The 20,299-nt window shown below is 58.8% G+C and carries 22 protein-coding genes; 9 read left to right on the forward strand and 13 right to left on the reverse strand.

The window, feature by feature from the left end; all coding sequences use genetic code 11:
- Positions 1-2 precede the first annotated feature (2 nt).
- Both AC0L4C_RS07925 and AC0L4C_RS07930 read right to left on the reverse strand, forming a co-directional pair.
- Positions 3-1,424 carry a hypothetical protein gene (locus AC0L4C_RS07925; protein ID WP_473403085.1) on the reverse strand — a complete coding sequence of 474 codons (1,422 nt, stop codon included), beginning with the start codon at positions 1,422-1,424 and terminating at the stop codon, positions 3-5.
- 346 nt (positions 1,425-1,770) lie between these two features.
- Entirely contained in the window at positions 1,771-2,241 is a 471-nt protein-coding gene (locus AC0L4C_RS07930) for a hypothetical protein (RefSeq protein WP_473403086.1), read from the reverse strand.
- Positions 2,242-2,612: 371 nt separating this feature from the next.
- On the opposite strand from AC0L4C_RS07930, the gene AC0L4C_RS07935 reads away from it, so the two are divergent.
- Positions 2,613-2,918: a DUF6626 family protein gene (locus AC0L4C_RS07935; protein WP_473403087.1), complete on the forward strand. Its 306-nt coding sequence runs from the start codon at positions 2,613-2,615 to the stop codon at positions 2,916-2,918.
- A gap of 496 nt (positions 2,919-3,414) precedes the next feature.
- Here the strand turns inward: AC0L4C_RS07935 and AC0L4C_RS07940 are convergent, their stop codons facing one another.
- Both AC0L4C_RS07940 and AC0L4C_RS07945 read right to left on the reverse strand, forming a co-directional pair.
- Complete coding sequence (locus AC0L4C_RS07940; RefSeq protein ID WP_473403088.1) at positions 3,415-3,840, reverse strand: DUF6855 family protein; 426 nt, start codon at positions 3,838-3,840, stop codon at positions 3,415-3,417.
- A complete protein-coding gene (locus AC0L4C_RS07945; protein WP_473403089.1) occupies positions 3,837-4,259 on the reverse strand; it encodes an SRPBCC family protein in 423 nt (140 codons plus the stop codon). The genes AC0L4C_RS07940 and AC0L4C_RS07945 overlap by 4 nt, the downstream gene beginning before the upstream one ends.
- A 56-nt stretch (positions 4,260-4,315) precedes the next feature.
- On the opposite strand from AC0L4C_RS07945, the gene AC0L4C_RS07950 reads away from it, so the two are divergent.
- A complete protein-coding gene (locus tag AC0L4C_RS07950) occupies positions 4,316-4,939 on the forward strand; it encodes a helix-turn-helix transcriptional regulator (protein ID WP_473403090.1) in 624 nt (207 codons plus the stop codon).
- Positions 4,940-5,111: 172 nt separating this feature from the next.
- On the opposite strand, the gene AC0L4C_RS07955 is transcribed toward AC0L4C_RS07950, so the two are convergent.
- Together AC0L4C_RS07955 and AC0L4C_RS07960 are read right to left on the reverse strand one after the other, a co-directional pair.
- On the reverse strand, positions 5,112-5,339 hold the full coding sequence (locus tag AC0L4C_RS07955) for a hypothetical protein (protein WP_473403091.1): 228 nt from the start codon (positions 5,337-5,339) through the stop codon (positions 5,112-5,114).
- A 134-nt stretch (positions 5,340-5,473) separates the two neighbouring features.
- Entirely contained in the window at positions 5,474-5,746 is a 273-nt protein-coding gene (locus AC0L4C_RS07960) for a hypothetical protein (protein WP_473403092.1), read from the reverse strand.
- 435 nt (positions 5,747-6,181) lie between these two features.
- Here AC0L4C_RS07960 and AC0L4C_RS07965 point away from each other — a divergent pair, with 435 nt between their 5' ends.
- Complete coding sequence (locus AC0L4C_RS07965; RefSeq protein ID WP_473403093.1) at positions 6,182-6,628, forward strand: DUF6641 family protein; 447 nt, start codon at positions 6,182-6,184, stop codon at positions 6,626-6,628.
- A gap of 108 nt (positions 6,629-6,736) precedes the next feature.
- Here AC0L4C_RS07965 and AC0L4C_RS07970 read toward each other — a convergent pair whose 3' ends face one another.
- The 4 genes from AC0L4C_RS07970 to AC0L4C_RS07985 form a co-directional block, all read right to left on the reverse strand.
- Positions 6,737-7,603 (reverse strand): FecR domain-containing protein, encoded by an 867-nt coding sequence (locus AC0L4C_RS07970; protein ID WP_473403094.1) that lies wholly within the window; start codon positions 7,601-7,603, stop codon positions 6,737-6,739.
- A gap of 293 nt (positions 7,604-7,896) precedes the next feature.
- Positions 7,897-8,274, reverse strand: coding sequence for a VOC family protein (locus AC0L4C_RS07975; RefSeq protein ID WP_473403095.1), 378 nt, complete (start codon positions 8,272-8,274; stop codon positions 7,897-7,899).
- Positions 8,275-8,388: 114 nt separating this feature from the next.
- Positions 8,389-8,583 (reverse strand): hypothetical protein, encoded by a 195-nt coding sequence (locus AC0L4C_RS07980; RefSeq protein WP_473403096.1) that lies wholly within the window; start codon positions 8,581-8,583, stop codon positions 8,389-8,391.
- A 113-nt stretch (positions 8,584-8,696) separates the two neighbouring features.
- The gene (locus tag AC0L4C_RS07985; RefSeq protein ID WP_473403097.1) at positions 8,697-9,371 is read right to left on the reverse strand and encodes a tyrosine-type recombinase/integrase; all 675 of its coding nucleotides are present in this window, start codon (positions 9,369-9,371) and stop codon (positions 8,697-8,699) included.
- 313 nt (positions 9,372-9,684) lie between these two features.
- On the opposite strand from AC0L4C_RS07985, the gene AC0L4C_RS07990 reads away from it, so the two are divergent.
- A complete protein-coding gene (locus tag AC0L4C_RS07990) occupies positions 9,685-9,918 on the forward strand; it encodes a hypothetical protein (RefSeq protein WP_473403098.1) in 234 nt (77 codons plus the stop codon).
- Positions 9,915-10,124 carry a hypothetical protein gene (locus tag AC0L4C_RS07995; RefSeq protein ID WP_473403099.1) on the forward strand — a complete coding sequence of 70 codons (210 nt, stop codon included), beginning with the start codon at positions 9,915-9,917 and terminating at the stop codon, positions 10,122-10,124. Before AC0L4C_RS07990 ends, AC0L4C_RS07995 begins: the two co-directional genes overlap by 4 nt.
- A 50-nt stretch (positions 10,125-10,174) precedes the next feature.
- Here the strand turns inward: AC0L4C_RS07995 and AC0L4C_RS08000 are convergent, their stop codons facing one another.
- Complete coding sequence (locus AC0L4C_RS08000) at positions 10,175-10,543, reverse strand: hypothetical protein (RefSeq protein ID WP_473403100.1); 369 nt, start codon at positions 10,541-10,543, stop codon at positions 10,175-10,177.
- A 513-nt stretch (positions 10,544-11,056) separates the two neighbouring features.
- Between AC0L4C_RS08000 and AC0L4C_RS08005 the strand changes: the two genes are divergently transcribed.
- On the forward strand, positions 11,057-11,602 hold the full coding sequence (locus AC0L4C_RS08005; protein ID WP_473403101.1) for a GNAT family N-acetyltransferase: 546 nt from the start codon (positions 11,057-11,059) through the stop codon (positions 11,600-11,602).
- 30 nt (positions 11,603-11,632) lie between these two features.
- On the opposite strand, the gene AC0L4C_RS08010 is transcribed toward AC0L4C_RS08005, so the two are convergent.
- On the reverse strand, positions 11,633-12,838 hold the full coding sequence (locus AC0L4C_RS08010; protein ID WP_473403102.1) for a tyrosine-type recombinase/integrase: 1,206 nt from the start codon (positions 12,836-12,838) through the stop codon (positions 11,633-11,635).
- Between the two features lie 102 nt (positions 12,839-12,940).
- A complete protein-coding gene (gene secA, locus AC0L4C_RS08015; RefSeq protein WP_473403103.1) occupies positions 12,941-15,697 on the reverse strand; it encodes a preprotein translocase subunit SecA in 2,757 nt (918 codons plus the stop codon).
- 202 nt (positions 15,698-15,899) lie between these two features.
- On the opposite strand from secA, the gene AC0L4C_RS08020 reads away from it, so the two are divergent.
- The 3 genes from AC0L4C_RS08020 to argJ all read left to right on the forward strand — a co-directional run bounded on the left by AC0L4C_RS08020 (position 15,900) and on the right by argJ (position 20,297).
- Positions 15,900-16,814, forward strand: a complete 915-nt coding sequence (locus tag AC0L4C_RS08020) for a peptidylprolyl isomerase (protein WP_473403104.1) — start codon at positions 15,900-15,902, stop codon at positions 16,812-16,814.
- 151 nt (positions 16,815-16,965) lie between these two features.
- A complete protein-coding gene (locus tag AC0L4C_RS08025) occupies positions 16,966-18,921 on the forward strand; it encodes a hybrid sensor histidine kinase/response regulator (protein ID WP_473403105.1) in 1,956 nt (651 codons plus the stop codon).
- A 143-nt stretch (positions 18,922-19,064) separates the two neighbouring features.
- A complete protein-coding gene (gene argJ, locus AC0L4C_RS08030) occupies positions 19,065-20,297 on the forward strand; it encodes a bifunctional glutamate N-acetyltransferase/amino-acid acetyltransferase ArgJ (protein ID WP_473403106.1) in 1,233 nt (410 codons plus the stop codon).
- Positions 20,298-20,299: the final 2 nt, after the last annotated feature.

Genomic DNA, 20,299 nt, shown 5'->3' on the forward strand with positions numbered 1-20,299 from the left:
GGCTACGCGACTTCGATCATGAACATGTACAGGACGCCGCTGGCGTTTATGGCGCCAACCCGCAAATGCGTATCGATCTGGTCGAGCGTAATCTCCGGTGCAATTCGCAGCAGCTTAGTGCAGGCTTTCTTGAGCAAACTGAATTGCTTGCGCTTGAGGTTGACCTGTCCGGTGACCTTGTTCTTCGAGGATTTCAGCGACAGCTTCGCGCTTCCAAGCTTGAATGTCGCAATGGCCGCGTCTGGTTTAAAGTCCAGCAGTGGCGTAAGTCCCGCTTTGTCGAATGCGGAACCGTCCTGCCACGCAGAGCTTTGTACGGCATGGGTGCCGACAGGTTCACCCTTGAGGGGAATATGAAGGGCGTCGTCGATTGCCTTGCCAATCGTGATCACCTTGCCGCTTTCTTCGAACCAGCGACCCAGACTTGTCGCGACCTCGGGCTTGACGGAAGCGACCAGCGTTTTTCCGTCAAATTTCACATCGCGGATGATTTTGGCGATCGGCATCAACGAAGCGAACACACGGGCCCAAGTGGCCACTGGTAACGTGACCGTTTTGCCGCTGAGGAAGTCATGATCCGACGAAGCAGACAGCACTGCGACGGCGACTTCGGTGACGACTGTGAAGTGAAGCCGATCCTCACGCACCTCGTAGGTCGCCAGTGACTTGTCGTCCTTGTCGGAGGTAACCAGCTTCAGGGCTCGTTGTAGATCTGGCAGCAGCGCCAGGAGCTGCTTTTTTTGAGGCACAAGGGGCGTACCAATCTTCGTCAGCACCGCTGCAGGGTTGCTCATTGAGGGCGGCACAAGCCCGTAGACCACCAACTGACCACTTTGAAATTTGGCAATCAGTTCAACATCCTCACCTTCGGCCAACTCGATAGATGGCGGGAGGGTGAAAGCCGTAAGTGGCACAGTCTGGTTTGCGAACAATTTGCTCGCCTCTTTCCGCCCAAGATCGATGGCTGTCGTTGTATCCCTCGGCGCAGCACCCAGCTTCTGCATTGCCGATGCAATGCTTTTTTGGACCAGCTTTTTGAACTCGTCCGATGACTTACCTTGCTGATGCGCTTGCTCAATCAAAGTGCCGTAGCGCCATATCTTCTGACGGATGGCGTCGTTGTCCTTGTTGGAAACATCATCGAACGCCAATCGAGAAATGCGTTGGTAGACGGACGGGCTTTTGGACGTAATCCCCATGTCCTGCAGCTTTGTGTCGATCAATGCGGGATGACCAGCATATCGAAGTGCGAACTCGTAGAGGGCGACAGCAAATGTAGCGGCGGACGAGCTAAGCTTGTCGCCTGCCGATACGAACTTCTTATGCGCAGCTTCGAAGCTTGCATCGTCAGCGCTGGCGGTGACAGCCAACTTCTTTAATTCGTTGACGAGGTCTTTGGAAATAACAGGCGCTGGCGTCTTCATTCGTTCCCCCACTCGTGGGAACCTGTCATGGCCATATCGGGCTGCCAATCCAGTTCAATGCCGATTTCAAAAAATTCAGTGTAACACGTGTTACATCCGAATTTTAACATCCACTGTGTCCTAGCCCACGCTTCGCGCGTGCTGCTCAACTTCGCTCGTCTGGCTTCGCAAGCGTCGCCGTCTCACTCGTGAGCCTTGTCTTCGACCTTGAGTGCTAGCGGCTTTACTGTTGGCTTTCTGCTTACCTTGCTTCACTCATGGCAAAGCTACAGCGCTGGCCATGTGCGCTCTAGCCGACCATTCCTCATGCCTCTGGACGAACTCATGCGTCTCAGCGACTGCACTGCTAACGAGTGACAGGAAAGGCTGTGTTCACAAGGTCGATCGTGCCGACCAGGTTGTTGTCTGATCGGCCAAGCGTCTTCAAGATGTAGCCGAGATAGTTGTCCCGCGTTTCGGACGCCTGCACGAGATAAGGCACGAAGGCATTCTCGTACTCGTCGCCAAGTTCATTCATCCACATCCATGTGGCCCAATTGACGATCTTGGACTGTTCATGGCCGGGCGGCGTGGCCAATAGGCCGTGTGCATGCCAGCCGACGCCTTCCGCGTACTCAATCGTCACCAGACGCCATATCTTGATGTGCTTGTCTCGGTGCGCTGACTTGAGCACACGCCGATCCAGCTTGTTGAGATAGTGTTTCAGCTTTTTCTGGAGCCAATGTGCGGTCCAACCGACTTTGTCCGCATCGACTAGGTCGCCTAACTCTGCTCGTCGCATCTGGTTTGGCACGTGCCAGCAAATGCTGATGTCCATGTCGAGTTCGTGTGATGAGACCCAGCTCATCCATTCTCTTTGAAGATCGCTCACTGGATGTTGTGCTCGCACGCGTAGCGGTCGCGTTCCTCTTTGCTGAACACATGGCACTGGCTAGCGGGCCCAAAAGTGTTCTGCCTGTACGGCACTAAGTTCTGTCGCTGATGCCCACCCCATCGGTTATTTGATGGTCCCTGTAGCCATGCTGGCAGGTCTGATCTTTGTGACCAGTTCTTCTGGGACTTTGTCGTCTTCTTTCTCATCGAATATCTCCTCGTCTCGATAAATACGTGCGCAGCGACACTTAGGAAGTGCGCATAGGTATTTATGTCCGTGACCGCAGACACGGCGGAAAACAGGTGGAAAAACAGATGATTGAGACGATTTATGAGGAATTGAAACGATTGGGTGCGGTCAGCAGCCGAACCGTTTTCAGCGAGGAATGGCTAGGTATGGAAGGCAGCTACTTTCGCGGCAAGCGCACCAAGGAACGCGGCCCGAGCCCGAAGGCATTGGCGACATGCGCGGTGCGATTGCGCAAACGCGCACGCTTGCTGCAGGACAGCGCCTACCCACAGGTGAGGGTTGTTGCAGGCCGATATGATCTATTGGCCAACCAGTGTCTGGATGGGCTGTTGGCTGCATGTGACGGCGAGGACAGCGACCATGCGTACTGATGAGGTCGTCTATGACATAAGGCAGCAGCTATTCGATCTGCGAGCAGAGATCGAGGAGATCACCGTCGTCGTGCGCGCGTTGCGCAGGCGGCAAGCGGCAGCTGGTTATGATCAAGCGGCGGCTAGACTGTCAGCAGCGCAGGCTCGGGTTCGGCAACTGTCCGCACCACCACGTAGGCCCTTGGGCATGCCAGCGCCGAGCAACTTTTAATCGACATGGACAGCCGAGTCCGCTTTGGCGCTTAGGTCACTGGCTTTTGTCTGACGCGAAGTGGAAACTAGGGTAGGTAGCGGTTTTTGATCCTAATACCTGACTAGCGATCGTTCAGCAGAATTCCAGCCGAGGGCAGCTACCACCCCAAAATATGCCGTTGTTATCACGCCCGCTGCGATGGCCGCTCCCGACCCCAATGCGGGCATTGAAAGTTCAAGCTAGTAATCCCGAAAGCGGACCACTAGTCGCTGCTATCCGGCGCAATTATTGCGCCGGATACGGCTATTGCGCCGCATACCGCGCCCGATTGTTGCGCGGAGCATGCTCGAGCTCCGCCATGCCGAGCAGTTCAAGGACCGGAGTCACGTAGTTCGCAAACCGACCGCGATAGCCTTTCCTGAGGCCGTAGTAGCCGCCCACTGGATTGTCAGAGGACCGCGCCCAGGCCTCGATGGTGCCCTCCTGCACAGGCTTGCCCTCATCGGCGTTTCCGAGCGGAACCCAGTCGCCCTGCTCCCTGAGCATTGCCGCCAAATGGTCGATGGCCTCAAGTCGGTAGGAAAGGCGCGTCTTTCCAACTTCGACCACCAGGGCAGGTGGAGACGCATCTGCCTCGCGCCACGCCCGGAATTCGGACGACAGCGACGGCGTCTTAAGGAGCCAAGGGTCGTCCTTGAGGCCACTTCCGTAGGTCACGATATGCGTCATGAATTTACCTCTGCCGCACTCGCCAAAGCGTCCGCGAACTGGATGAATGATGGATCAAGGTTGGGCATGAACTTCCTGATTAGATCAGCCAAAGGCCCCGCGTAGACCTCCCGCATGCGGAATTGAGTCGAAGTACCCTCGGGATCAAGCGTAAAGGTCCGTGTTCCCGTGAACAGGCCAAAGGGCATTCCGCCCTTCCATACCATGCGGCGGTTCGGCTCAAGGTCGGTAACTGTTAGCGAAAATGGCCGATTCGGGGAGACCGATGTCCAGAGCGCCAGCTTTGCGCCTTGAGCGATCTCGCCTTCAAGACGAGTAATCCCGAAAGGACCGCTGGCCAGTGTCGTGCTGTCCACCAGTAGGTTCCAAATCCGGTTGGGAGCGGCTTTGATTGTTCGCTGCACGTCAAATTCAAACATGGGCTTGCCTCATCTAGTAGCCCATTCATAATGGCACTAATGCGACAACTTTTGTCATGGTTGAAATGCGCGCCTCGCGACTGCTTCATATTTTGCTGCTCCTCCAGAACCGCGGTCGACTGACTGCCACTGCGTTGGCCGCCGAGCTTGAGGTCGCTCACCGTACAGTTCTTCGGGACATGGACGCCCTTACGGAAGCTGGCCTACCCATTATTGCATATCAGGGCAATCAAGGTGGTTTCGAACTGGGTTTCAGTTATCGCACGCGGCTGACCGGGCTCGCTGCCGATGAGGCAGAGGCGCTCGCCATATTGCTTGACGCACCCACGCCCAGGCTTGGTGAACTCGGCATGGCTGATGCAGCGCGAAGGGCGATCAGCAAGTTGAAGGAGTCCTTACCTGACCAAGTCCGGTTGAAGGTCAAGCTGAGCAGCGAGCAGTTTCGGTGTTACGCACCACTGCCGGACTCGATTGATCCACGCATACCTGCGCTCGCCGCCGCCATTCGCAACGGACAACTCGTGCGACTTGACGCTCGCTCAAACTCGTCGCGTCACGTCCAACCGGTCGCGCTGATCCATGACGCCGAAGGCTGGAGCGTTGTCGATGGTCCGTCGTCAGAATGGATTGCGATTTCAGAGTGGAGAGATATCAATGTGTCTGGTCCACCGAGGCCGTGACCGCCGTCGATAGCTTGATGGAACGTGTCGGGAAGCCGACAAATACGTCGACGTGCGCGCTCGTGCACACCAGCGAAGTCTTGGCGGGATCAAACGACTTTTGGACCCGAACAACGTCAAACTTGCAAACGCGGCAAGTGACAAGTCCAGCTCAGTCTCGTCATTTGCATCATCAAGCTGCCTTGGCTGGCGACTGTCCAACCCAGACTTGGCGCTGCTTGCCGCCTTCGTCCGGCATCCACACCTCGGCCCGCCGCGAGGGATCGCCAAAGGTGCGCGCCAGCTTCGTACCATCAAGCGTCGCGTCTTCTTTAGTCTTGAACGGCCCGTAAGCCTTTCCTTCGCAGTCGACCCACCAAGCGTCTTTGACGTGGATTGTGATGAACCAACACGTTTTCATCTCGCCGCCCCCCTGCAACCTTCAGCAGTTGGGCAGCTAGCGTACCGGAGGGCTAGTAGGGACTTTGGCTTTTAAACGGCTTTCTCAACGGCCCAACCGAGCTTGTAGCCGCAGATGATGAGTGGTGCAGCTAGTCAACTCGGTCTTGCGCTCTGAAGCAGTTGCCGAAGCCGAACGAGCTCTTTCGAAAGCTGAAGCAATTCTGCAGCTTGGATCGTATTCGATTTCGGGGCGACACGCAGCAAATCGGCCTCTTGAGCTTTCAACCCGTCATCGACGATCCGCAGGATTTGGAGATCTAGAGCATCCAATTTGGTCTTGCCGCGGATTCTGTCGAGGTTGTTCCCAATCGTTTCCATGTTTCGCCGCAACTCGGCAATCATCACTTCTGTCTGTGCATGCGACATTTCTGCTCCACAACGCATGGGCACCATCCCCCGGCAATCGTTCTCCGAAGGTGGAAATCAGATCACGAGCGTCAGACCCCGATCTCGGGGTGAGCGGGGTCTGACTCATAGTACGCAGCGGTTTGCGCGACCGCTGCGTCAATAAATATATATCAGTCGGTTAAATTATTCGCGACGTTGTATAAGCGCTCGACCTAAGCGTTGTTGCCTGCATTGCCCTACGATGCCCGTACAGCGTCTGTGCACCGTCCGCCCGCTAGTCGCATAGCAGCCCCGCCAAAGCTGAAGCTGTAGGGCATCGCTGCGAGGCCGCAGTTGCAGTCACCTTGACGCCCTCTTGGCGTGACACGCGTCGACGGCGTCACATGTCTCTTTCGGTAGGAATACCAGATAGATGACTGCATGTTCGTGTCACCAAATACGGTGATGGAGAGCATGGAAATGAACGCACTAAGTGGACTGACATTTGCGGCAATGCCGCGTCTCAATGGCCTGACGCCGCAGCAGAAGCGCAGAAACAAGCTGATTGCCCATTTGCGGGAGCAATTGGCAATGGTCGAGGCCGAAGTTGAGGGCCGTATCCATGTCGTCAAGAAGCGGCGCTGGGAATATGGCACCGACGGTCAAAAAAGCCTCGTTGAGGTCAACAAGCGTCTTAAGCAGTGGTGGCGCGTGAATGCAGACGGCAAGCTGCTATTCGTCGTGCGCTATGGCGCCAAGGCTATCGAGTTCGAGAAAGGCAAGGACGCCATTCTCATCGATGATCTTGAGGGTCTCAAGAAGGTGCTGCCGACATTGATCGCTGCCACCGAAGCTGGTGAGCTGGACGTTCAGATCAATGCGATCACCAAGACCGCACCGATCGTTGCAAAACGCGCCTGAACACAGACCACGTTGAAGGGGTGCGGTTCAGGCCGCACCCCTATTGTTTGTGGTCACGGCCACTGTTTTGAGGCCAGTTTCCCGCTTGTGTAGGCGATCAGTTGGCGTTTAGTGCCCGTTCCCGTTCCCGTTCCCGTTCCCGTTCCCGTTCCCGTTCCCATTACTGCCAGCGTTGCTATTTCCGGAATTGCCATTGCCATGGCCGCCGGCATTGCTGTTTCCAGAATTGCCATTGCCATTGCCATTGCCAGCGTTACCGTTACCGTTACCGTTACCGTTACCGTTGCCGTTGCCGCCAGCATTACTGCCCGAACCTTCAGACTTTCTAATCTGACCCGGCGCCAGTGCACTCATCGCCAAACCGCGTTCTGACGTCATGATCTGTTTGCCAGCTGGGTTGAGAACGACTGGCAGTTCACCATCACCTGTCACTTCCAGACCGCTGCTATCCGTAGTTTGTGCTACCTGTTGTCTTGCAAGGGTAACAGTCTGGCCGGTATCACCGTCTCGGACCGCAACATGGCCACGCTGAACGCTAACGCTCCCTGAGTGTTCGTCGGCGACCACAGTGAAATGGGTTCCCTTGACGACGGCCGCCATGAATTTCGTGACGACTTCGAAGTGCTGTACGTTCCTAACCTCAGCCTCCACCTCCACCGTTCCGAAATATTGCTTCACGGTAGTAAATTGCTGGCCATTGCGATCTGCGATCCGAATAGCTGTCTTGGGTCCGAGATCGATGGTTTCTTGGCCGCGCTGCAGTGAAATGCGGCTGCTATCCAGTGTTTGAATAGCGCGGTCGTCCGAAATGGTATCGCCGCGTTTAAGCGGCTGCCATTGCTCGCCTACCAAAACCGCCGCGTTGCCGCGCAGCTTTGCCACGACCCATTCGTCCGCAATTGCCCAACTAGGCAACCACATCGCTGCTGCTGCCATTGCGAGCGGTAGAAGCTTTGATTTCTGGAAGTTGCGCATTTTTGGAGCCCCCCAAAGTGACGTCTGCCTGGAGCTAGACACATGAGACGCATTCAGAGCGTTAACAGCGGAGCGCGATGTCAACTTTGGACCGCACCAATTGGGGCTAAAGTTACCTGCGCCCTAATATGGTGCACACAAGTCTATTACATTGGACACGCATTTCGATGCGGCCACCAAGACGAAACAAATCGTTGCAAAGCGGAGCTGAGGCTGCTGTCGAAAGTGAAGGGGCGCGGTTTGATCCGTGCCCCCTCTCCTAGGATGCTTTACCGGGTGTATCGTTCGGGGAGCTAGTCCAGCGTGCCCAAGGCAAGGATGTTGCCTTCCGAGTCCCTGAACCAGGCACCCTCGCGATTTCCGATCTTGGCTACGCCGTCGACGGTCTTGAGGTCGGCAAAGTCGTACTCCTCAAACACAACGCCACGAGAACGCAGGGTTGTGACGTCTGCCTTCAAATTCTTGGTGGCGAAAGTCATCAGCGTATTGGGAGCCTGGCCGGCCATGGGCGTTGGGTAGATCAGAAACCCGGTGCCTTTGCCTGCATCATACATCATACCCATGAGGTCGGTGCTACGCGGCTCCAGACCGAGTTTTTCGGCGCACCATCGCTTGGCACGAGCTAGGTCGGACGCTGGGATGGTGGGGTAAACGCTATGCTGAAACATCATTGGTGCCTCCTGGCACGACGTAGATAGCCTTTCAATTGTAGGACTGCTGCATTGGACAATCAACGCAGTTGCCGACGGACTTCTACGACGGGTAATCTGTGGCGAAGGTGAAGGTCAAAGCACACGTTTTTCCCTGCCGTCGCTCCACAAGTAAACCTCCACCTCCTCCCCAGTGTGCTGCTCGCGCTTGGCCTCGTTCGTTGCTACTCGCATTGCTTCGTCGACTGTGGCGAAGTCGCGGTTTTGCCCGCCATCGGCAATCACCCACCGATTTGAAACGCTCAAGATGTCTAGTCGCTTCACCAGCATTCGCCGTCTCCAAGGACGATACAGGCCTGAACGCTATCGGTTCTCGCAGAGGACTGACTTGATCCCAGTCAAGATGAGCGGCCTTTGAGCAACTGCTCACCCACTTCTCCGCGCTAGATCTCTCTGAGCCTGTGCGTGTCTTTAAGCTTGCCGCCCAACGTCGTCGCCATCATCTTCGGCGTCGCCTGCTTGCCATAGTACTGCTGTATCATCTCGACGCTGGTGCCCATGTTGCGCGCCACGTCGTAAATGCCGATGCCGTTGCGCAGTGCGAGAACAGCATAGAAGTGACGCAGGCTGTAAAGCGAGAAGTTGTCGCCGCTGGAGCTGGTCTTTCCGTCGGCCATGTCCAAAACGACGTTGAATTGGTCCACCAGTGATATGATCTTGTTGCCGTTGGACATGGTGAAGAACCAATCATCCGGCTTGTTTGCGTCCTTGCTTGCCAGCACCCGCTCAACATGCGGCACCACCGATGCGACCGGTATCACATCGCGCTCACCTGTTTTGCCACGCACGACGAAGCGGTAGTTGATGCGGTTTTCTCGGTCCGTGAACCGGATGACATCGCGAACCTTGAGATTGTTGGCTTCACCAACCCGCATGCCGGAACGGGCCAAGATCACCACATAGTCTTCCAGCAACTGCCGTGTGTGGAGGTGTTTTGGGTTGTCGCAGGCTTTGATCCAACGTTCGATGGCGTGCAACACACCGCGATAGTCACCGACCTCAAACGCAGGTCGCACACGCTTCTTCTTGGGCGTGAAGGTAAAGGTCGGCAGCGGCAATAGTCCGCGAAAGCCTTGCTCATGTGCCCACCGGATAATCGCCTTGTGGTGTCCAATTCAGCTGGCGAACGAGCGGTCAGGCCTCTGCATTGCCCTACGACGCTTGTGTAGCGCCTGTGCAGCGTCCGCCCGCTACTCGTATAGCGGCCCCGCCAAAGCTGAAGCTGTCGGGCATCTTTGCGAGGCCGCAGTTGCAGTCACTTTGACGCCCTTTTGGCGTGACACGCGTCGACGGCGTCATATGCCTCTTTCGGTAGGAATACCAGACAGATGACAGCATGCTTATGCCATCAACACGATGGAGAGCATGGAAATGAACGCACTAAGTGGACTGACATTTGCGGCAATGCCGCGTCTCAATGGCCTAACGCCGCAGCAGAAGCGTAGGAACAAGCTGATTGCCCATTTGCGGGAGCAACTGGCAATGGTCGAGGCCGAAGTTGAGGGCCGTATCTATGTCGTCAAGAAGCGGCGTTGGGAGTACGGCACCGACGGCAAAAAAGCCTCGTTGAGGTCAACAAGCGTCTCAAGCAGTGGTGGCGCGTGAATGCTGACGGCAAGCTGCTGTTCGTCGTGCGCTATGGCGCAAAGGCCATCGAGTTCGAGAAGGGCAAGGACGCTATTCTCATCGACGATCTTGAGGGTCTCAAGAAGGTGCTGCCGACATTGATCGCTGCCACTGAAGCTGGTGAGCTGGACGTTCAGATCAACGCGATCACCAAGACCAAACCGATCGTCGCAAAGCGGAGCTGAGTTTGTGAGAAGGTGCAGCACATGCTGCACCTCTCTGAAGTGAGGTTTAGCTAGTCGGGACAGACATCTGCAATCAAAATTCCCTCGACGGGCAGGTTCTTAGTCAACTGGACGAGATTGCAGCACGGATCATATCCAGCAGCCACAACTAGACTTCCCAAGCTCTCGTCATAGCGAAACCCGGCGTCGCCCACACTGACGACACAGTCGTTTTTGGTCGTTCCTTCGACCGGCAACGTAAGCGACCTCACGCCGTCCAGGCTGTCGCAAAATCCGCCTGGTCGCTTATAACCTTCAGCTCCATTTGGGCCACAAAGTTCGCTCTGGGATGAAGATGCCGTCCTAGTGGCGGCCGACGCGCTAATTGGGGTGGCAACGAGCATCGCTGCCGCCAGTCCGTATGTAAGCAATTTTGACATTTTGGCCTCCCTAACTCGTTCTGGACGCTATCTCATGTAGCGGTATCCAACTTTCAGGTAGGGCGGCGCATATATCAAGACACGGCCGCTGACTTGGTTTGGCTGCCAATACGCAATGGCCAAGGCCCTTCAACAGGTTGTCAGTTCGAATAAATTCTTTAATGTACGTTATGGGTGCGCGCAATGCGGCCCTCTGAACAAGACTTAGCCGGGCACAGTTGGTGTCCGGCTCCTTTATGGTTCGGTTCGCATCTTGTGAGTGCTCCTAAGCTTTCCGCCCAACGTCGCCGCCATCATCTTCGGCGTCGCCTGCTTGCCGTACTATTGCTGGATCATCTCGACCCATCTTCCGGCCACGTCGTAAATGCCCACTCTGCTCAGTTGCTTCGCCGAGTTTTTTCGACGTCCGGGTGCGCTATAACTAGTCGAGAACTGATCCTTTCCACCGCAGGAAGCGAATGTCGTCGTAGATGATCGGGTGGCGCAGCAGCACGAAAGCTGATACCATTACAAATGGGCATCATCATGACGAGCCGTGCTGCGCCGAATCTTGAGACACAGCGCTTGCGCTTACGCAGCCTGAAAGGTTCCGATCTCGATGCGTTCCAGCAAATGTACAGCGACCCGCTCGTCTACAATTTTCTGACTGGAAAGCCACTATCGCGCGAAGAGGCCTGGGCGCGGATGCTGCGCATGGCTGGACTCTGGGAACTATCTGGCTATGGCTATTGGGCCTTGGAGGACAAGATCACGGGCACGCTGGCCGGGATCGCGGGATACGCGGAATTCCACCGGACGATCGAACCCGACATTGCTGGAAAGCCCGAATTTGGGTGGGCCCTTGCGAGCGCCTTCCACGGCAAGAAGCTGTCAACGGAGGCTGTGACGGCAATCCAGGCATGGGGCGACCAGGCGCTCGATGCTGACGAGACGTCGTGCATCATCGCAACGAAGAACGCCGCATCAATTCACCTCGCCCACAAGATCGGCTTCAGAACCGTGGCCGAAGGTCCTTACAATGATGTGCCGCATCTGGTGCTCCTGCGGCAGCGGCCTTAGGGACCTGACCGCCGGTCCCCTCTTGAAGGGTTATTCCGCCCCTTTCAGCTTGTGAGTGTCTTTGAGCCTGCCGCCCAACGTCGTCGCCATCATCTTCGGCGTAGCCTGCTTCCCATAGTACTGCTGGATCATCTCGACGCTGGTGCCCATGTTGCGGGCGACGTCGTAAATGCCAATACCGTCGCGCAGAGCCAGAACCGCATAGAAGTGACGCAGGCTGTAGAGCGAGAACTTGTCGCCGCTTGAGCTGGTCTTGCGGTCGGCTATGTCGAGAACGATGTTGAATTGGTCCACCAGTGATATGATCTTGTTGCCGTTGGACATGGTGAAGAACCAATCATCCGGCTTGTTTGCGTCCTTGCTTGCCAGCACCCGCTCAACATGCGGCACCACCGATGCGACCGGTATCACATCGCGCTCACCTGTTTTGCCACGCACGACGAAGCGGTAGTTGATGCGGTTTTCTCGGTCCGTGAACCGGATGACATCGCGAACCTTGAGATTGTTGGCTTCACCAACCCGCATGCCGGAACGGGCCAAGATCACCACATAGTCTTCCAGCAACTGCCGTGTGTGGAGGTGTTTTGGGTTGTCGCAGGCTTTGATCCAACGTTCGATGGCGTGCAACACACCGCGATAGTCACCGACCTCAAACGCAGGTCGCACACGCTTCTTCTTGGGCGTGAAGGTAAAGGTCGGCAGCGGCAATAGTCCGCGAAAGCCTTGCTCATGTGCCCACCGGATGATGGCTTTGCCGATCATCAGATCGAACTGCAGCGTCTTGTCAGTCGGGTGAAGCTGAACGTTCCGCTTGGCTGCCTCAGCAGGTCGCGTCGTGTAATAGTCGCGACGCCACTGGACGTAGTCACGCAGCTCTTTGTCGTTGATCGCGGTAATGAGCTTGGTGCCGGCATACGCATGCCAAAACCGCACTACCCGCTCAATCTGGCGCAGCATGCCGGCGGATGTGCGGCCTTGCAGGTGCTCTTTGCGTCGGAACTTTACATAGTCGTCGATGACCGCACTGAACGTCTTAGCATCGATTGGGATGCCATGCTCAGCGCTAAACTCGAACTTGTGGACCAGCTTTTGTGCCGCGCGAATGGCGACCGCTAAGTCGCCTGTCTTGAGACTGCGATAGACATACTTTCCGTCAACACGGATGCGGGCTTGATACGTGCCCTCGCGCAAGAAAACGGCCGCTTTGCCGTCTTCGATATGCGTCAGTTCTGCCATGCGCGTTGCATAGGTTTTGCCTAGGATTGCAGCCTGATTTCACGTTTGCACATATAATGCCTATGTACAACCAGACTGGTAACCCATTGAAAACGCTGCGCTTTAGAACGAACCGTGGCAGTGCTTGAACTTGCGGCCGGAGCCGCAGGGGCACGGCGCATTGCGGGAGACGCCGGCCAGCAGTTTGGGATCGATGGGACGCAGCCGCGGATCGGCATCGGCCTGATCGTTGACGCCGTCGGCTAGCGCGCCGGCGGCGGCCGCGGCCGTGCCCAGCGTGCCGGAGACGCCGGATGCGGCATCATTTTCGCCAGTGGTCGGATCGACATGGATTTCCGAGAGGCGCGAGAAATCGGGCTGCGGCGGCGGCTCGGGCTGCCGCATCTGGATCTCGACGTGGCTCAGCTGGGTGGTCACCAGTTCGCGCAGGTTGTTCAGCAGCGCCTGGAACAGCTCATAGGCTTCCTGCTTGTACTCGTTCAGCGGGTCACGCTGGGCAAGACCGCGCCAGCCCACCACCTTGGAGAGATGGTCGAGGGTGACCAGGTGCTCGCGCCACAGGCCGTCGATTGACTGCAGCAGGATCTGCTTTTCCACCTGGCGCATGATGGCCGGGGTGTACTGCGCGACCTTGGCTGCGGCCTTCTCGTCGGCCATCTTGAGCAGGCGCTCGCGCACCTGTTCGATATCGATGCCTTCTTCTTCCGACCAGGCTTTGATCGGCGCATCGATATTGAGGTAGGTCTTGGCGGCGGCCTCGAGCTGCTCGTGCTGCCACTGCTCGGGATAGGCGCGCTCCGGCATCGACTTGGCGATGATTGAGTCGACAACGTCGTGGCGCATGCCGTCGATGGTCTCGGAGACGTTGTCGTCGTCCATCAGTTCGAGACGCTGTTCGAAGATCACCTTGCGCTGATCGTTCATGACGTCGTCGTATTTGAGGATATTCTTGCGGATATCGAAGTTCCGCGCCTCGACGCGGCCCTGGGCGCGCTCGATGGCCTTGGTGACCCACGGGTGGGTGATGCTTTCACCCTGCTCGAGGCCGAGCTTGCCCAGCATCGAGTCCATCAACTCGACCGGGAAGATCCGCATCAGGTCGTCCTGCAGGCTGAGGAAGAACTTGGAGCGGCCCGGATCGCCCTGGCGGCCGGCGCGGCCGCGCAACTGGTTGTCGATGCGGCGGCTTTCGTGGCGTTCGGTGCCGACGATGAACAGGCCGCCGGCGGCCAGCACCTTGGCCTTGTCTTCGGCAATGGTGCGCTTGATTTCGGCGATCTTGGCGTCGTACTCGGCGCCCTCGAGGCCCTGGGCTTCGCGTTCGATACGCATTTCGAGGTTGCCACCGAGCTGGATATCGGTGCCGCGGCCGGCCATGTTGGTGGCAATGGTCACGGCGTTGGAAACGCCGGCATCGGCAATGATCTGGGCTTCCTGCTCGTGGTGGCGGGCGTTCAGCACGGCGATGTTCTCGACGCCCTTCTTGCGCAGCAGTTCGGCCAGCATCTCGGATTTTTCGATCGAGGTGGTACCGACGAGGATCGGCTGGCCGCGCTTGCGGCAGTCGGCGATCACATCGGCGATCTCATCGAATTTTTCGGCGGCCGTGCGGAAAATCGCGTCATCCTCGTCAACGCGCTTGATCGGCACGTTGGTGGGAATGGTGACGACGTTGAGGCCGTAGATATCGCCGAATTCCTCGGCTTCGGTCGCGGCCGTGCCGGTCATGCCGGCGAGCTTCTTGTAGAGCCGGAAATAGTTCTGGAAGGTGATCGAGGCCAGTGTCTGGTTCTCGGCCTGGATCTTGACCTTTTCCTTGGCTTCCAGCGCCTGGTGCAGGCCTTCCGAGTAGCGGCGGCCCGGCATCATGCGGCCGGTGAACTCGTCGATGATCACCACTTCGTCGTTGCGGACGATGTAGTCCTTGTCCTTGGCGAACATCTTGTGGGCGCGCAGCGCCGAATTGAGGTGATGCACCAGGGCGACATTCTCGATGTCATAGAGCGACTGGCTCTTGAGCAGGCCGAAATCCTGCATGTTGGCTTCGAGCCGTTCGATGCCCTGGTCGGTAAACGTCGCTGTACGCTGCTTTTCGTCGATCTCGTAATCGCCCTCTTCGAGCAGCGGGATCAGCTTGTCGGCCGTTTCATAAAGCGCCGAGCGGTCGTCGGACGGGCCGGAAATGATCAGCGGCGTCCGCGCCTCGTCGACCAGGATGGAGTCGACTTCGTCGACGATGGCATAGTGGTGGCCACGCTGCGCCATCTGCTCGCGCGTGTATTTCATGTTGTCGCGCAGGTAGTCGAAGCCGAATTCGTTGTTGGTGCCGTAGGTCACGTCGGCGTCGTAGCTCTTCTTGCGCTCCACGTCGTCGAGACCGTGCACGATGATGCCGGTGGTCAGGCCGAGGAAATTGTAGAGCTGCCCCATCCAGGCACTGTCGCGGCGGGCCAGGTAGTCGTTGACCGTCACGACATGGACGCCCTTGCCTTCCAGAGCATTGAGATAGACCGGCAGGGTTGCCACCAGCGTCTTGCCTTCACCGGTGCGCATTTCAGCGATCGAGCGCTCGTTGAGCACCATGCCGCCCACCAGCTGGACATCGAAATGGCGCATGCCAAGCACGCGCTTGGAGGCCTCCCGCACCGTGGCAAAGGCGGGAACCATCAGGTCCTCCAGCTTCTTGCCGGCAGCCAGCGCAGCCCGGAATTCCTCGGTCTTGGCCTTGAGCTGTTCATCGGTGAGCTTGGCAAATTCCGGCTCGAGCGCGTTGATGGCGTCGACCTTGGGCTGGTACTTCTTCACCTGGCGATCATTGGCCGAACCGAAGATCGCCTTGGCGAGCGCAGCTAGTACCATCGACTATTTCCTCTGATCTCTTGACCGGGGCGGCAGACGAGCCGTCAAAACCCAGCAATGCGGCGGGTTCTGGCCCGTCGATCCTCTTTGAAAAGCCTGCGACATGTAAGAGCGGTCCCTTGGCTTGTCAACGGAAGCAAAATCGGCCAAACCACCGCCTCGCGCCAGCGGGGGCCGTGCGCAAGACATGGAGATACGACCTATGCAGTTTCAACGTCAGCCCGCATTGCGCCTGGCCTATTCGACCGTTTCCGCCCTGCTCGTCGGGACTTTGCTGACGCTGGCGCCGGCACGCGCCCAGGATGCAGCTGCGCCAGCGGCGGAAATCACGCCGCAGACCGTTGTGGCCACCGTCGGCGGCGATCCGATCACCGAGGCCGACATTTCTTTTGCCGCCGAGGATCTGCAGCAGGAACTGCAGCAGATGCCGGCCGAGCAGCGCAAGCCGTTCCTGATCACTGTGCTGATTGACATGAAAGTGATGGCCAAGGCCGCGCGTGAACAGAAGATGGACGAAACCGACCTCTTCAAGATGCGCCGCAACTACCTTGAGGAGCGTGCGCTCCGTCGGGCCTATTTCGGCGAGAAGATCGCCAGTGCGGCGACGCCGGAAGCGCTGCAGGCGGCTTATGACACCTTCGTTTCCACCTTCCAGGGCCGAGAAGAGGTGCACGCGCGTCATATTCTCGTGGCCACCGAAGATGAAGCCAAGGCCATCAAGGCCGAAATCGACGGCGGCAAGGATTTCGCCGAACTGGCGGCCGAGAAGTCGATCGATCCCTCGGCCAAGCAGAATGGCGGCGATCTCGGGTTTTTCGGCAAGGGCATGATGGTGCCGCAGTTCGAGGCCGCCGCATTCGCCATGGAGCCGGGCGCTGTCTCCGATCCGGTGCAGTCCGATTTCGGCTGGCATGTCATCAAGCTGGACGAGAAGCGCATGAGCCAGCCGCCGACCATGGAGCAGGTCGTGCCGCAGTTGCAGCAGCAGCTGCTGTTCACCAACTTCGAGGCTGCCGTGGCCAAGCTGAAGGAAGGCGTGGCCATCGAGATCCCCGATGCGGCGCTTGCCGAGGGGGTCAGGCAGCAGAGCGACCAGCAGGCCCTGGGAGCGCAGTAGTCAAAAAGGGTCCGGAAACGGGCCCTTTTTCTTGTTTGTCGAGACCGGTGCGTTGCACGCCGGACAGCGGACAGCGTGCGACCCAGATAAATTCCCGCCCTCATGTGGAACCAATTGAACCAAACGGCGTTTTCGGCCGGGGTGGGGCTGTATGAGACTGGACGAGATTGCAACCGGTATGAACGAGGAACGCACCGCGGAGTCGCTGACAGATGCGGAGCGTTATCGTGTTCTGGTCGACGCGATTGCGGACTATGCCATCTACATGCTCGATCCAGACGGGCGCGTTGCCAGCTGGAATCCCGGAGCCCGCCGCTTCAAGGGCTACGAGGCCCATGAGATTCTGGGGCACTATTTCGGCCGCTTCTATACCGAAGAGGACCGCGCGACGGGCCTCCCCGAGCGGGCCCTGCATACCGCCGCGACGGTGGGACGATTCGAGAACCAGGGCTGGCGGGTGCGCAAGGACGGCACACGGTTCTGGGCCAACGTCGTCATCGATCCGATCTGGTCACCTGATGGCGGTCTCATCGGCTACGCCAAGATCACCCGCGATCTCACCGACCAGCGCGAGCAGCAGGAAGCGTTGCGGCGGAGCGAGGAGCAGTTCCGGCTGCTGGTCAACGGGGTCACCGACTATGCGCTCTACATGCTCGACGCAACGGGCCTGATCTCGAGCTGGAATTCCGGAGCCGAGCGCATCAAGGGCTATCGCCCCAGCGAAGTGATCGGCCGGCATTTCTCCATCTTCTACACCGATGAGGACCGCGAGGCCGGACTACCGCAGCAGGCCCTCGACACGGCCGTCAACGTCGGTCGCTTCGAGCGGGACGGCTGGCGCGTGCGCAAGGACGGCAGCCGGTTCTGGGCCAGCGTCGTCATCGATGCGATTCACAATGACGAGGGTGAGCTGATCGGCTTTGCCAAGATCACGCGTGACATCACTGAACGTCGCGATGCGCAGCTCTCCCTCGACCGGGCGCGCGAGCAGTTGATGCAGGCGCGAAAGCTGGAGGCGATCGGGCAGTTGACCGGTGGCGTGGCGCATGACTTCAACAACCTGCTCACCGCCATCCTCTCAAGCCTCGAGCTGGTGCGGAAATATCTGCCGCCGGACCAGCGCATCCTGCGGCTGATCGAGAACGCCGAGGAGGGCGCGCGGCGCGGCGCGACGCTCACCCAACGTCTGCTCGCCTATGCCCGTCGGCAGCCGCTGCAGATGCAGTCCGTGCACGTGCCGGGTCTGATCGAGGGGCTGTCGGCGCTCATCATGCCTTCTTTGGGCCCGGATGTGCGGCTCGACACCCGGTTTGAAGACCAGAACCTCAGTGCAGTGACGGATGCCAACCAGCTCGAGACGGCAGTGCTCAATCTTTGCGTCAATTCGCGAGATGCGATGCCGGACGGCGGGTTTATCACCATTTCCGGCCGGGCGGTGACCCTCGGCGAGGGCAATTCCCTGGGCCTGACGCCCGGCGACTTCGTCTGCCTGTCGGTCACCGATCAGGGGGAAGGCATGGACGCCGAGACCCTGGCCAAGGCGACCGAGCCGTTCTTTACCACCAAGGGCGTCGGTAAAGGATCGGGGCTGGGCGTGCCGATGGTCCATGGCCTGGCCGCGCAATCGGGCGGCAAGCTGGTTCTCAGCAGCATCAAGGGGCAGGGCACGACCGCCGAGCTCTGGTTGCGCTCAGCCGATATGCCTGCCGAAAGCACTGCGGTCCGGCCTGAGGAGGCTGTCCCGGACGCCGGCAAGACCCTCAATGTACTGGCCGTTGACGACGATGCCCTAGTGTTGATGAACACGGCGATGATGCTTGAGGATCTCGGGCATACGGTCACGGAAGTGACCAATGGCGAGCAGGCTCTCAAAGTCCTGCGATCTGGCGAAACCATCGATCTGGTGATCTCTGATCATGCCATGCCGGGCATGACCGGCAGCCAGCTGGCTGCTGCCATCCGCGAATCCTGGCCCGACCTGCCGGTGCTGCTGGCCACCGGCTATGCCGAGTTGCCGAGCGGCGGCGATATGGAACTGCCCCGGCTCTCCAAGCCCTTCTCCCAGAAAGATCTGGCCAGCGCAGTGGCCGATATCCTGCGCCGCTGAGGCTGTGATGCAGTCGGTTGCGTTCTCCGCCCTCTACTGCCGCCTAATTTCCCCGATCCGTTCGCAACCGGCGGCGCGCGGGTGTTGCGTGGCATCGCGCGATGGGGCAAACGGTTTGGGCACTTCCATCCAAGGACGGCATCATGGCCCACCCCGTATCCCCGCTCGCCCCCCAGGACTATCCCGAACTGCCGGAGGTGGCTGGCGTCCGCTTTGCCACTGCCGAGGCCGGGATCAAATACAAGGGCCGCACCGACGTGCTGCTGGTCTCCATGGAACCTGGCACCGTCGTGGCCGGCGTTCTGACGCGTTCGAAGTGTCCGTCGGCGGCCATCGACTGGTGCCGTGAACGCCTCGCCGGCGGCAAGGCGCGGGCCTTGCTGGTCAATTCGGGCAATGCCAATGCCTTCACCGGGCAGAAGGGCCGCAGCGCCACCTCGGCATCGGCCGGTTTCGTCGCCAAGGCACTCGATGTCAGCGCCGATGAGATCTTCCTCGCCTCGACCGGCGTCATCGGCGAACCGCTGGATGCCGACAAGTTCGCTGACGTCACCGTGGACATGGCCGGCCGCCTCGGCGCCGCGCCATGGATGGACGCCGCCAAGGCCATCATGACCACCGATACCTTTCCCAAGGTGGCGACCGCCACGGTGGAGTTCGACGGTGTGCCGGTGGTCATTTCCGGCATTGCCAAGGGCTCGGGCATGATCGCGCCCGACATGGCAACCATGCTCAGCTTCGTTTTCACCGATGCGCCGATCTCGGCTGCCGTGCTGCAGGGTCTGCTGCAGCCGCAGATCGACAAGAGCTTTAATGCCATCACCGTCGACAGCGACACCTCGACGTCGGACACCTGCCTCGTCTTTGCCACCGGCAAGGCCGGCATCACGCCGATCGTCAATGGCAACGACCCCCGCGCAGCGATCTTTGCCGAGGCTCTGGGTGACGTGCTGCACGAACTGGCAATGTGGACGATCAAGGACGGCGAGGGCGCGACCAAGCTCGTGACCGTCAACGTCACCGGAGCCGTCAGCAACCAGAGCGCGGTGCGCATCGCCCAGTCGATCGCCAATTCGCCGCTGGTCAAGACCGCCATTGCCGGCGAAGACGCCAACTGGGGCCGTATCGTCATGGCCGTCGGCAAGGCCGGCGAGCCAGCCGATCGCGACAAGCTGGCCATTCGCTTCGGCGAGTTCGTGCTGGCCCAGAACGGCGAGCGGGCGCCCACCTACGACGAGGCCGCCACCAGCGCCTACATGAAGGGGCAGGAGCTCGAAATCGGCGTCGATATCGGCCTCGGCGATGGCGTGGCGACGATCTATACCTGCGATCTGACGCACGGCTATATCGACATCAACGGCAACTACCGGAGCTGATC

The organism is Devosia sp. J20-27 (assembly GCF_055808595.1).